This is a genomic window from Paenibacillus naphthalenovorans, from assembly GCF_001465255.1.
Taxonomy (GTDB): domain Bacteria; phylum Bacillota; class Bacilli; order Paenibacillales; family NBRC-103111; genus Paenibacillus_G; species Paenibacillus_G naphthalenovorans.
Map to the genome: position 1 here is coordinate 4,767,790 of NZ_CP013652.1, position 13,245 is coordinate 4,781,034.

Sequence of the window (13,245 nt, forward strand, 5' to 3'; positions counted from 1 at the left end):
GAATGTTGTGAAGGACATCAAACGTTTGGACAGATTCCCAAACGTGTTGCATCGTGTAAAGCGTTCAAGCGCTCGTGCCAAGCGGCAAGTTGATCATGACAAGACGACTTCCTCGTCTCCAGTTGAATATGCGCAGCGCCATTCCGCAGCGGCTACGAAAAAAACGATACGTGCTCAAATGGGGATGAGTGTGCTTATCAACAAGAGATTGATCCGGCACATTCTAAAAAGGCAGTCATTGCCAGATGATGATTTTGTCACAAGTCAGAACCCGATTGATGTCAATGCGGAGTCTTCGATTACGCGTACACCGCGACTTGCCCGTAGCATACGTCTCCGTAAGCCGGTTGATGGAAAATACGTCTTGTCTTCTGGTTCGCATTCAGGAAAACAACGATTTATACGGAGCCGGGTCAATGCCCGGCTTCTGCATCGTTCTCGAACAGGTAGCTATCCTGAGCGGATGCAGAAACGGGATATCGGTCCTCCAAAACCGGTCGGGAAGAAGGAAACATTCTCCGCCGCGGTATCTCGTTCAGCAAATGGACGCGTGAAATCGTTAACCCGAGTCCCCTCTGCTATATCAAAACAATCAGGTTATACGATCAAACGGAAAGTACGAAATTTCAAGACGTTATCGCCATTTATAAAAAATGGGCATCGGCTAGAGCACGCTAACAATCATTCGGATGCTCAAACTGAAGGGAAAATGAATGCCGTCAAGGAAGCTCAGCGGGCTGCGCAGATGGCGATGTCTGCCCGCCGATCCATTCAAACCGCGCGAGCTGCCGCGAGATTGAATCGCCTCATCGTTAAAATGGTTGAAAGAGCCACCACCTTGCTTGTCAAGGGATTGACGGCGCTTTTGGGATTCAGCGGTACGGTAATTGTAGTTCTATGCATTGTTATGGCGATAGCTGCTGTCATTTCCTCTCCGTTCGGTATCTTTGTGTCCGGTGAAAATACGGATGCTGATGTCAAGCCGCTTTCCCAAATCGTTCAAGAGCTGGACGCTGAATTTGCCGCCCGACTGGTAGAGATACAGCAATCCGCTGGCAATGTAGACCAAGTGGAATATCATTATCCTGGCAGCGCGGACAATACACGAATCGATAACTGGATGGACATTATCGCCGTCTTTGCCGTGAAGACCGTCACGGATGCTGAAAACGGAATGGATGTGGCCACGCTTGATGCAACAAGAATCGGTATCATTCGATCGGTATTTTGGGATATGAATTCGCTGGAATCTCGTGTTGAAACGATAGAACATAAGGAAACGGTTACGGTCGAACAGGAGGACGGGAGCACCAGCGAAGAGACGATTACCCGATATGAGCGCATTTTGCATATTACGGTCATTAGCCAAACTGCGGAGCAACAGGCAGATATATACCGCTTTACAAATGAACAGATGGAATTAATGAAGGAAATGCTGTCCGAGGAGTTTCGCCCGCTCATGTATGCAATACTTGGAAAAGATGCGGATATTGGTTTGACGCCGGAGCAACTTGATTTGGTTCAACAGCATTTGCCCGATGGTGAACTGGGCAGTGAAGCCGTCAAATTGGCGCTGACTCGTCTAGGCGATCCGTACAGCCAACCGAAGGCCGGTCAGGACAACTATACGGATTGCAGCTATCTCGTCCAATGGGTGTATCGTCAGTTAGGCATTAGCTTGCCGCGAACCGCCGCGGAGCAGGCCAGATTTTGCGTGGAGAATGGCCTGACCGTAAGCGCGGCGGATTTGATTCCTGGCGATCTCGTGTTTTGGAGTTACGAACGGAACGGTAGATTTATGGATATTACCCATGTTGGGATTTATGCGGGAGACGGCAAAGTAGTGGACGCTTCCTCCACTCGGGGACAAGTGGTATACCGGAATCTGTTCGACACGGAAAAGCAGGTGCTGTTTGGAAGGCCGCATCTTTCAAGTGCTAATTGAACTTTCAAAGAGATAAGGCTCAGTTCAAGGCCTTATTCTCGTTTATCGCCTTCCCTCCTCTCTCCCCTCTTCTTTCGTTTTTGATCGATAGATTTGGCAATTCAGGGTCCGATTTTGCCTCAAAAATGAAATGAATAATAGAGGGACATGTTCGCTCCCCTCAACGGACCTTTGAAAATTTCATACAATCTTATCCGGTACGTTCCCCGCATGGCCTGGAAGGATAGCCAAATTGCAGGCGCGCCACGACCATTTTGCCGATTCTTATTTTCGCATGTTTTTTCATCAGAAACGGTAAACTGCGAGCGATTTTGCCCATGCAATCCATAAATGGTGGTTCCATTTAAGGCGAAGACCCATGCGGAGGGATAATGATACTTCCGTCCAGCCACAGTTCAGCGCAATGGGGGCGGCTTGCAGCGATCCTGGAAGAGGTTTGAAGCCTATGAGGACGGCTAACCACTGTCCGCTGGATAAGATTTTTGAGAGAAGCAACCAAAACAGAGGCGGAAACAGAGATGCGCACACGCGGTTATGTTTGTTGCGCATCTCTGTTTTTCAGCTTTTCTGGATTGATGGGAGGTTTTTTATGAACCATAAACTCATCCGGTACAGCATGCAAATCGCTATGATAAAACAACTGCTGGCATTATCTTTGATTACCGAAAACGAATTTCATTTGATAAAGAACAAAACGATGCGGGATTACGGCATCATTTCGGACCTTACTTCTTGATTCGCACATTTGTCGGTCCGCCCATCTCTTATTAAACTGATGGCAAGTAAATAAGAATGGAGGACAACACCATGGCTCTTGAAGTAGAAGTAATTAAAGCAAGTAGGAAAATATCCGATCGCAATGCCGGAAAGTTATCGGATGTTCTTCGCGTCGCCCCTTATGCCCGCGTAAGTACCGACACTGAGGAGCAATTGAACAGCTACAAGTCGCAAGTCGCCTATTATACAGATCTCGTAAGCAAACGCAGCGACTGGGTGCTGGTCGATATTTATGCGGATGAAGCCATAACAGGTACACAGGTAACGAAGCGCGAGGATTTTCAACGCATGATTAAGGATTGCATGGACGGGAAAATTGATATGATCATCACGAAGTCTATCTCCAGGTTTGCAAGAAACACGCTGGATACGTTGAAATACGTTCGAATGTTGAAAGAAAAAAACATCGCCGTATTTTTTGAAGACGAGAATATCAATACGCTGACGATGGACGGCGAATTGTTGCTTGTCATTCTAAGTTCCGTAGCGCAGCAGGAAGTGGAGAACATCTCCGCCAACGTAAAAAAAGGTTTGAAAATGAAAATGAAGCGCGGCGAACTGGTAGGTTTTCAAAGCTGTCTGGGATACGATTACGATGTGAATACGAAACAGATCACCGTTAATCAAGAAGAAGCCAAAATCGTCCGCTATATTTTTGAACGATATACATCGGGGATCGGCGCTTACGTTATTGCAAAGGAACTGACTGAGGCTGGACATAAAACCAAGTACGGAAGAGTCGAATGGCAGGACACAACCATTCTTGGTATCATAAAGAATGAGAAGTACAAAGGCGACTTGTTGCAAGGAAAGACATTTACCGTCGATCCCATTTCCAAGAGAAGACTGGACAATTACGGCGAGGAAGATCAGTTTTATGTCAAAAATCATCATGAGCCGATTGTCAGCGAGGAAGTATTTGAAAAGGCGCAGGACATATTGCATCGAAGAGGCGAGAATCGCCGCCGCGGCGCGAGAGGCAAGCGGGACAAGTACAGCAGAAAATTTGCTTTCAGCAGTAAGTTGGAATGTGCTTTCTGCGGAAGCAACCTCTCGCGGCGGAACTGGCACAGCGGAACCCCGCATGAAAAGGTGATTTGGCAGTGCGTGACAGCCACGAAGAAAGGGAAGAAATACTGCTCTCACAGCAAAGCTTTGGAGGAAAAGCTGATTGAGGGTGCTTTTGTCGAATCGTACAAATTGGTGTGCCGCAATAATTCGGATGTGCTGGACGAGCTTATGAAAAGAATGGAGTCCCTGTTTAGCGATCAGAATAATCAAAAGCGGCTGAACAAAATTATTAGCGATATTGAGGCCTTGGAGCGAAAACGTTGCAGACTGATTGATTTGTGCCTGGATGAGAAAATAGACAGGGCTACTTACGAACAGAAGTATGCGGAACTCGATACTTCGCTTACTAAATTACTTGAAGAAAAGGAACAGTTGGAGCAATCCGCGCAAGAAGAAATTGATTTGGGAAAACGGCTTGAACATTTTCGCAAAGTGCTTCAAACGAATGAGGTTCTGACCGCATTCGACCGGAACGTATTCGAAAGCATTGTCGATAAAGTTATTATTGGGGAGAACACCGATCAAGGTAGCCCCGAGCCGTACAAACTGACCTTCGTCTATAAAACCGGCTTTCACAACAGCATCCAAAGCAAGATGGATAAGCAAAAAAAGTCCTTGCGAAGTGAAAGGGGGAAAGTGCCTTCCTATTCCGAGAACGACACATGTGGAGTGTCTAATATTGATGACTTTGAAAGAATAATTGAGATGTGGCAGTATTGCTCAGATATATTATCGCTAGTGGTAAGACGGAAAGTTGAGTTGAGTGTTGAAGCGGCATGGACCTCTGTCAATAGATTGGACAGCCAGAATCGAGAAAATTACGCAATTTGACCGTACATTTGTTCGTATTGAAAAGGTGTAAGATACCCGATAGCGGAATGTACGCGTTTCCGGTTGTAGAAAAACTCGATGTATTCAAAAATCCGACTTTGGGCTTCCTTGCGGGTTCTGAACTTCTCCAGATAGACGAGTTCCTTTTTGAGCACGCTGTGGAACGATTCGATGCAGGCATTGTCATAGCAGTTGCCCTTGCGGCTCATGCTGCATTTCATCCCGTATTTCAAGAGCCGTTTTTGGTACTCATGAGATGCGTATTGGCTGCCGCGATCGGAATGATGCAGGACTTCGCCTTTCGGCCGTTGACGGTTGTAAGCCTGATCCAGAGCTTGCAGGACCAATTCCTTGGTCATTCGCTCATCGGCGTACCAGCCTACGATTTTGCGCGTGTACAAGTCCGTCACGCTCGCGACATAGAGCCATCCCTCGTCTGTCGGAACGTAAGTGATGTCCGCCATCCAGACTTGATTGGGAGCTTGTGCCCTGAACTGCTGGTTCAGCACATTGTCATGCACTGGCAGATTGTGGTTCGAGTTCGTCGTCGCCTTGTATTTCTTGACGGTGCGCGACTTAAGCCCCAGTTCCTTCATGATGCGGGCGACCGTTTTTTCGGATACCCGAACACCTTGCTGGCGCAAGACTTGAGCGATCTTCGGGCTGCCGTACAGGCGACGCGAGTCCACAAAGATACGGCTAATCTGTTGTTCCAGTTCTCGGCGACGTTTCTTTTGCTCGCTTTCCTGGCGCCTGGTCCATTGATAATACCACTCCGGGATACGTTCAAAACCTTGCACATCTCCGATACCGGATACTTGGAGCGGTGTTTGTGGATAAACGCAAAGATCAGTTCCGGTCTTTTGCGAAGATGTGCATCGCCTTTTTTAAAATTTCGTTCTCCATCTCGAGTTGGCGGATTCGTTTCTGCATTTCGAGAAGGGTTTTTTCCTCGATTTTCAGGTTGCCGCTGCCGCGAAACGCATTGACCGGATCCTGTTTGAATTCGTTGATCCAGCGGTACAGAGTATTGTCGGATACGCCCAATTCTCGGGCGACCTGCGCCACCGGCTTCCCCTGTTCCTGAATCATTTTTACGGTTTGGATTTTGAACTCTTTGTCATATTTCTGACTCATCTTCGGACACCTCGATTTTGCTAGGTTTATTGTCGCATTCTCGATTCTCGGTGTCCACTATTTAGTCTAGCATCAATGTGTTTTATTGTAATATAATGTACTGGTACGATAAGTACACTTGATGGGAAGTGACTTTAATTTGGAAATCATCATCAGCAATAATTCGAGCAAGCCCATCTATGAGCAAATCTCAAGCCAGATCAAAGCATTGGTGATGAGTGGAAAGCTGCAACCCGGTGACCCCATTCCCTCCATGCGTTCACTCGCTAAGATGATACATGTCAGCGTCATCACCGTGCAAAGGGCCTATGAGGATTTGCAACGTGATGGATTTATCGAAACGACTGTAGGCCGTGGAAGCTTTATATCCGCGCATCATCGCAATGTGATTCATGAAGAACACCGGAGGAAGATGCATGAACACTTGCGGTTGGCTGTGGAAGCCGCTCGTATGAGCGGAACCACCACATTAGACGAGCTGACAAGGTTATTAGTGATGTGTTACGAGGAGGACTGCCAATGAAATATAGTTTGGAAGTAAGCAATCTGACAAAGGCTTATCCGGGGTCAGATTTCCGTCTGGATAATGTATCGTTCGCCGTTCCGCAAGGGAGCATCATGGGATTCGTAGGCGAGAATGGCTCAGGGAAAACGACGACGATCAGTTGCATTTTGAATACCCTCAAACCGGACAGTGGCGTGATCAAAATCTTCGGTGAGGAAATGACGGAAGAACGTACGGATATCCGCGATCACATCGGAGTTGTATTTGATGCCATCAATTTCCCCGAGGCGCTCACGGCCAACAAGCTGGCGTCGGTGTTTAAAGATATTTACCAGCATTGGGACGGAGGGCTTTTCCAGCATCTGCTTCAAAGGTTGCAGGTTCCGGCTGATACCAGAATCAAAGATCTGTCCCGGGGAATGACGATGAAGTTGGCTACAGCGGTAGCTCTATCCCATGGGGCGAAGCTGTTGTTGTTGGATGAGGCTACATCCGGCCTTGACCCGGTTGTCCGGGAAGAGATGTTAGATCTGTTTCTGGAGTTTGTAGAAGACGAAGAACATTCGATTCTCATCTCCTCGCATATAACCAGCGATCTGGAGAAAATCGCGGATTATATCACTTTTATACACAGCGGCAGAATCATCCTGACGGAAGACAAGGATATCTTGCTATACCAATACGGCATAGCCCGCTGCACGGCGGATCAGTTCCAAAGTCTTGATAAATCGGAATATCTATCATCCCGGAAGAGAGGATTTCAGGTTGACGTATTGATCTCGGATAAAGAAAGCTTCTCCAGGCAACACCGAGACATTACCGTCGATAACACCACCATTGATGAGATTATGCTCTTGCTGGTTAAGGGGGATCAATAGATGAGGGGACTTGTCCGAAACAACTTTTATTCCATGTCAAGCAACATCTATCTGTCTTTCATCATCGCAGCGGTTTTGGCCCTCGTGTCGGTCATCTTTCGGGAAGCCCTGTTGACATCGATGATATTGGCGGTGCAGATTTTTATTTTCGTTGTTAATACGGGAGCCTCGTTAAGGGTAGATGAAACATCGAAATGGAGCAAATTTGAACTGACGCTGCCTATCCGACGACACACCATCGTCAGCGCGAAGTACGTGTCCTTCGCACTCCTCATACTTATGGGGATCTTGTCGAGTCTACTTACCCTCGCGGCATGTTACGTTACGGGACTGTCGCTTGATCCGTCAATTGTCACATTCAGCTACGGATTCGGGCTGACCTTAGCGATCACATCAGTAGCCCTCATGTATCCCATCATGCTGAAGATCGGTACGGAGAAGAATGAGCTGATTGTGTTCTTTTCCGGGTTTGTAGCGATAGGGATCATGCTGCTGCTGGCCGCGCTTCTCGCTCCGTTTACAGGAGGCATGCAGTTCCGTCATCCGCTGGTCAGCATCGTGTCTGCTTGTACGTCGATGCTGCTGTTTATCATTTCCTACCTCGTGTCCGTTCGCATTCATCGCACGAAAGAGTTCAGGTAATCGGCCTTTCATGGAAGGGCTTCGTCGAATTCAGCCTCAGTTTGAAAGTAATTGGCCATAATAGAACAGGGCGATCTGGCTGCCAGAACCAGATCGCCTTTTATCTTAATCATGGTTCCGTCAATGAACATGCTCCGCTAATTTTGATAACTCGGCAAATAATAGCGCGTCGATGGCTGCTTGCTCTTGGGTGGTGTAGATGATAACAAAGTTATTGCTTTGCGCCAATTGCATGTATTTGCTGATTTTTTGCTGCACTTCATGATCATCAAAGAATAAATGCTTCTCAGTTGGACGCGATAAGACCCGATTCTTGACTGTCATCAAATCGGCTGCGGCTAAGATGTGTCAACATCAATTGAAAATTACCCAAAATAATCAATCGAAAATTCCCCAAAATCAGCAATGAAAAAGTTCCCTTATGGGAGCCGCGGCGACACTTCGTCAAGAAGTCGGCTTGGACAAATTTCCTCCCTCCAATTTGAAAAATCCCGCCTTTTTCTTTTCCTTAATGCGATAGCTTTCCCCCTTGATATTAATCGTGGTGGAATGATGAAGCAGCCGATCCAAGATAGCCGTAGCTAAGACGGAATCCCCAAAAATCTCTCCCCAAGCACCGTAGGATTTGTTCGAGGTCAGGATGATGGAACCTCTCTCATATCGTTCCGAGATGATTTGAAAGAAAAAGTGAGCAGCGGTTTCGTCCATCTTCCGATAACCAATTTCGTCAATAATCAAAAGATGCGGCTTCGTGTAGGTTTTTATCTTTTGTTTGACGGTGTGCGTTTGGTGCGCTTCTTGCAACGTCTGAATCATGTCATGAGCGGTGGTAAAGTAAACGATATACCGCTGTTTTAGAGCCTCCATCGCCAGGGCGACGGCCAGGTGCGTTTTACCGACACCCGGCGGTCCCAGAAAAATCAAATTTTCCTGATTTTCAATAAAACGCAATGTGGCCAGATCCCGAATCCGTCTTTCATCAATGGAGGGCTGGAACGAAAAATCGAACTGATCCAGGGTTTTGTGAAACGGCAGGCGAGCCAATCGCGTGCGCATCCGAATAAAACGATCCTGCTTGGCCGCCAATTCTTCTTGCAACAGCTTGTCCAGAAATTCCAGGTACGATATATTATGTTTGGCCGCTTCTTCGGCATGGGTATGCAGGACTTCGGGAATCCGGCTCCATCCCAACTGCCGGAAAGCGTTCTGGAGGCGTTCGTTCAATGCGATCATTGAAGGGTCACCGCCTCATTCAGGAAATGTTCGTAGATGGATAAATCACGCTCCATCACTTCGGGGGCTGGTTGACGAACCCGTTTGGGCATCGGTTGGGGGACCGGATGCGGCCCAACGGTTCGCAATCCCTCGAAGTGTTTTTTATTGACGACGACTTGGTGTCTACCGGTGGCTTTCCCATGTTCGGCCAACAATTGGTGGCCGTGATAGATGCAAATCCGGCCGTTTTTCAAATCCACCACTTCGACGGTTTGGCCAACCAAGGTATAAGGCACGGAATACCGATTGTTTTCAAAGGACACGAACCCGTCCAAAGACACCTTTCGGGAATGCCGGTCCACTTCGAAGAAAGGCGTTGAATTGATGGGCTTTAAATTCTCTTTTTTCAACCTTTCAAATGGAATCTCATGCGTGGTTCCATGGATGCGAACATTCGCAACCGTATTGAGCCATTCCCGTGCCTGACGATTCAGATCGTCCAAACCGGTAAATGTTCGAACCCGCGGCCAAAAATTTTTGCGCACATATTTGATACCACTCTCCACTTTCCCCTTGGTTCGCGCCCGGTAGGGTTGGCAGCGCTGAAGCAGAAATCCATGATGGTCGGCAAAACGGGAAAACCGTTCATTCCACACCGCATGGCCGCGTTCATCCACCCGGGTAATGATCGTTTTCATATTGTCGTACAGGATCATTTCCGGCCGGCCTCCAAAGTATTCAAAAGCCCGCAAATGACAGCCGATTAGGGTGTCCAGTTTTTCGTCTTCGGTAAATTCCAAGTACATGGTTCGCGAGTATCCCAGAACCATCACGAAGGCGTAGATTCGTTTTTCTTCTCCGTCCCATTGCACATAGAATCGTCCCCAGTCCATTTGGGCCTGATACCCCGGTGGCGTTTCGAAACGCAACGTCGCCTTTTCCATAATTGCCGGCCGCAGAGGCTTCATGAACATGCGCAAGAGTGTAATTCCGCCGGTATATCCTTTTGCCACAATTTCATCGTAGAGCACCGTGGCGTTAAGGCATCCTTCTTCCATCCGTTGTTTGACGTATGCTTTGAATGGTTCCAGTTTGCTGGGATGAGTAAGTCGTCTTTGGTAAGGCTTGGGTTCTGATGCTGCCAGTCATTTCGAAATGGTTTTCCGATCTCTGCCCAGTTCGTTGGCGATTTGTGAGATGTTCATGCCTCGGTTTTTCATGTCGTGGATCATATAAAACTCCCCATTCTTGATCAATTTTCCTCTCCTCCAAGAGGAGAGTTTTTGATGAAAATGGGGAATTTTCAACTGATTTTTTTGAGGATTTTAACATTGATTTTTACAATGGCCAAATCAGGTTGAATAAAACGTTCTGAGATACTCTGAATAATGGGGTCGCTGCAACAAATATTCCCTGTATACGTATACCGGTCGCACAGCACCCACTCCCCGCGCTTGAGTGCTGGGATGACCTCTTCATTCAGGGTTATGAGCCGATCGCCCGACACCAATACATTCATGCTTAATGCATCTATTGCTGTCCTTTCCTCATGGTTGTGGCTTTCGTGAGTTTTTCTGAACGCCTCCATTGTTCTAATTCGATGGCTGGGCATCTTAAATTGCAGTATATTTGATTTGTTTCTGATCCAAGTACAAGCGAGTTTTCTCTAATAATGTGGTTTTCCCAGCACCATCGACTCCTTCAAAGACGATAAGCTTCCCCGGATAGTCGTTCGTTGTTGGTGCGAACATAGCATGATTGATCCGCATTTACCTGTATGAAAAAACCGTCGGTATCACTGCTGCGTGGGTTGACAAGGGCGGAAGCTGCGGCGGTTCATCAGCGGTTTTTGCAAACGGAGAATGAGGGAATGTTCCGGTGGATGTATGATGAATAAGACGATCGAGAGTTAGTTATTTTGGAAGCAGCTTCCAGATCGCCCCCGATAGCGAAGATAAAATATCGTTATCTTTTTTGGAAGGCGACTACAATTTGGGTTGTGTGGAAAATAGGGTGGTCGGACACGTCTTATTCGGCGGTTTTGCGAGAAGGAGCGAAAATAAGAAAGATTCGAACGCGTGATTTGGCAGCAAGGAATGAGCTTTTTTGGAGACTCATTTTACACAATGATACGGACTCGCCTCTCCAGATCAAGTCCAAAATTATGTGTAAAATCCCTCAGCTAGAATGGGCTACATGATTCGGGTTACTTTCGAGACAGATTTTGGTCGGCTTTCACGCCACTCTAGGTATTCGACCATATCGAGGTACTTCTTGCCGGAAGCCCATTTCTCGTCCTGTTCCATGAGTAGCGCACCGATGAGTCGAATGACGGATTGTAATGCTCCCCAAAGTCAAGACATGATTTTTTAGAAAATAAGTTATGTCCTCCTTCCGGTATTTAGGATGCGATTTGCCTTACTTCATGGGCGTAGAACTGAATGGGGCGCGCTTCGCCGAGTGACTGGTGCGGGCGTTCCTCATTGTAAAATTGGACATAGCGAGCCAGCCCTTTACGCAACGCGCGAGGGTCCTCGAATTCGTTTATGTAGATGCATTCGTACTTGAGCGAACGGAAGAATCGCTCCGTGCGGCTGTTGTCCGTGGCTCGGCCTTTGCCGTCCATCGAAACTTTGACGCCTTCCTTCTCCAGCAGCTCCAGGTAGTCCTTGTTCGTAAAGTGAGAGCCCTGGTCGCTGTTCATGATCTCCGGCTTGCAGCTGCCAAATGCCCGTTTGAGACAGCGGAGCACAAAGCCTTTCTCCAGCGTGCTGGAGAGCTCATCATCGATGACTTTGCGGCTGTACCAGTCGATGATGAGGAACAGGTACATAAAGCCTTTGCCCATCCGTAAATAGGTGATGTCGATTCCCCAGACTTGGTTTGGCCGGTCGATCGTCAAGCCGCGGAGCAAGTAGGGACGCGTGTAGGTCGCATGCAGGCGCTTGCTCAGATTCGGCTTGGGATAAACGGCCTCAAGCCCCATGATCCGCATCAGACGGCGTATGCGCTTGCGATTGACCTCAAAACCTTGATCGCGAAGAATTCGTGTCATGCGGCGGTAGCCATAGTAGGGATGCTTCATATAGATTTCGTCGATCCGGTGCATGAGCAGCACATTCTCTTCGCTCTCGCGCTGCTCCTTGGCCGGTCGGTAGATGCTGGTACGATTCACAGACAGCAGTTCAGCTTGGCGCTTGAGCGTGATCGTCGTTGCGTTGTCCGGCTCCACCATCGTTTTACGCGATTCGAGAGATTCATTTGAGGCCAGATTTTTTTTTGAGCCAGTCGACCTCAACCGTAAGTTGACCGACCAGCTTCTCCAAGCGCTCCTGCTTGGCTTCGTATTCCTTTTTCATTTTTTCTGTTTCGCTCGTCTTCTTCTCGAATACGGTCGAGGCGCGCTCCAGGAACTCTGCTTTCCACCGGCTGATCATCACCGGGCTAAGTTCGTATTTCGATGCAATCTCGTTGACGGTCTGCTCCTCGCGGAGCACCTCCAGCACAACCTTCGTCTTGAATTCTGAGGTATATCGGTTCCGTTTTTCCATGATCTCATTATAACTTATTTTTCACGCTCCCGTGTCTCAGCCTATGGGAGCATTATAGTTGCTCCAGCCGTTTCGCGCTGTCGCGGTAGGACGGACCTTGGCTTGCGAATACAATAGCCGTCTCTTCCAAATACGGACTTACTTTCCCGCGCCCTTCGAATTGAAGCATTCGATCCAGCAAATACACATACTTGCCGCTCTGTCGGTCATGGTACAATCTCCGCTTGAAGCGTATGTTCCCAAACACGGTATTGACACTTGCTTCTCGCTCTTCTTTCACTCGGTAACGCTCACGATCTCGTTGCTCCAGAATCTGCTGATCCAGCATCTCCAGCACCTTTTTCATGGCACTGGCGAACTCCTCCTGCATTTTCCGAAATATCCATTGCTCAAGCTCTTTCATCGTCGGCATTATTGTGGTAAAGTGGCTCACAGGAACTTCCTCCTTCTTGGTGCGTGTTTCGGCAAACTCACTTTACCAAAGGAGAAGCTCTTTTTCTATGTTCGCTTTTTCCAATTCCTACACCCACGGAGATTTTACACTATGGAATCGCACCAGCCCGTTTCTCCCTCCTGCTGGGCGTTGAAGAATTCGGTTATATCTTTGGTGAAGTTTCTGGAGAAAAACTGAGAGAAAATTCGAGATAAAATTGAAATGCGTAAAAACGCCGGGATCGCGCGCGGTGTTTGGAA

At 47.8% G+C, this 13,245-nt stretch carries 11 protein-coding genes and 3 pseudogenes; 6 read left to right on the plus strand and 8 right to left on the minus strand.

The features are described from left to right. Positions 1-709 precede the first annotated feature (709 nt). The 3 genes from IJ22_RS25880 to IJ22_RS23500 all read left to right on the plus strand — a co-directional run bounded on the left by IJ22_RS25880 (position 710) and on the right by IJ22_RS23500 (position 4,624). Complete coding sequence (locus IJ22_RS25880; protein ID WP_201023573.1) at positions 710-1,945, plus strand: C40 family peptidase; 1,236 nt, start codon at positions 710-712, stop codon at positions 1,943-1,945. Positions 1,946-2,534: 589 nt separating this feature from the next. Then, entirely contained in the window at positions 2,535-2,681 is a 147-nt protein-coding gene (locus tag IJ22_RS23495; RefSeq protein ID WP_036628241.1) for a hypothetical protein, read from the plus strand. Positions 2,682-2,752: 71 nt separating this feature from the next. Further along, a complete protein-coding gene (locus IJ22_RS23500) occupies positions 2,753-4,624 on the plus strand; it encodes a recombinase family protein (protein ID WP_082660928.1) in 1,872 nt (623 codons plus the stop codon). On the opposite strand, the pseudogene IJ22_RS23505 reads toward IJ22_RS23500, so the two are convergent. Next, a pseudogene (locus IJ22_RS23505) lies at positions 4,612-5,761 on the minus strand (IS3 family transposase). The gene IJ22_RS23500 and the pseudogene IJ22_RS23505 overlap by 13 nt on opposite strands. 139 nt (positions 5,762-5,900) lie before the next feature. On the opposite strand from IJ22_RS23505, the gene IJ22_RS23515 reads away from it, so the two are divergent. From IJ22_RS23515 to IJ22_RS23525, 3 genes are read left to right on the plus strand one after another with little or no spacing between them, the layout of a single operon-like run. Beyond that, positions 5,901-6,284: a GntR family transcriptional regulator gene (locus IJ22_RS23515; protein WP_062410511.1), complete on the plus strand. Its 384-nt coding sequence runs from the start codon at positions 5,901-5,903 to the stop codon at positions 6,282-6,284. Beyond that, complete coding sequence (locus tag IJ22_RS23520; protein WP_062410512.1) at positions 6,281-7,144, plus strand: ABC transporter ATP-binding protein; 864 nt, start codon at positions 6,281-6,283, stop codon at positions 7,142-7,144. Before IJ22_RS23515 ends, IJ22_RS23520 begins: the two co-directional genes overlap by 4 nt. After that, positions 7,145-7,786: an ABC-2 transporter permease gene (locus IJ22_RS23525; protein WP_062410513.1), complete on the plus strand. Its 642-nt coding sequence runs from the start codon at positions 7,145-7,147 to the stop codon at positions 7,784-7,786. Positions 7,787-7,906: 120 nt separating this feature from the next. Here the strand turns inward: IJ22_RS23525 and IJ22_RS23530 are convergent, their stop codons facing one another. The 7 genes and pseudogenes from IJ22_RS23530 to IJ22_RS23565 all read right to left on the minus strand — a co-directional run. Further along, positions 7,907-8,110 carry a hypothetical protein gene (locus IJ22_RS23530; protein ID WP_062410514.1) on the minus strand — a complete coding sequence of 68 codons (204 nt, stop codon included), beginning with the start codon at positions 8,108-8,110 and terminating at the stop codon, positions 7,907-7,909. 120 nt (positions 8,111-8,230) lie between these two features. After that, positions 8,231-9,016, minus strand: a complete 786-nt coding sequence (gene istB, locus IJ22_RS23535; RefSeq protein WP_062411126.1) for an IS21-like element helper ATPase IstB — start codon at positions 9,014-9,016, stop codon at positions 8,231-8,233. After that, complete coding sequence (istA, locus tag IJ22_RS23540) at positions 9,016-10,146, minus strand: IS21 family transposase (RefSeq protein ID WP_256380608.1); 1,131 nt, start codon at positions 10,144-10,146, stop codon at positions 9,016-9,018. Before istA ends, istB begins: the two co-directional genes overlap by 1 nt. Then, on the minus strand, positions 10,147-10,233 hold the full coding sequence (locus IJ22_RS27035; protein ID WP_335338492.1) for a helix-turn-helix domain-containing protein: 87 nt from the start codon (positions 10,231-10,233) through the stop codon (positions 10,147-10,149). Positions 10,234-11,193: 960 nt separating this feature from the next. After that, positions 11,194-11,340, minus strand: a pseudogene (locus tag IJ22_RS26150) (IS256 family transposase); the annotation flags it as partial. Between the two features lie 62 nt (positions 11,341-11,402). After that, positions 11,403-12,552 (minus strand): IS3 family transposase gene (locus tag IJ22_RS23555; RefSeq protein ID WP_306274286.1). Its coding sequence is split into 2 segments (ribosomal slippage): positions 11,403-12,282 and positions 12,281-12,552, totalling 1,152 coding nucleotides; the frame shifts between segments, so codons are not numbered across the junction. A 55-nt stretch (positions 12,553-12,607) separates the two neighbouring features. After that, positions 12,608-12,985 (minus strand): annotated as a pseudogene (locus IJ22_RS23565) (UPF0236 family transposase-like protein); the annotation flags it as partial. Positions 12,986-13,245: the final 260 nt, after the last annotated feature.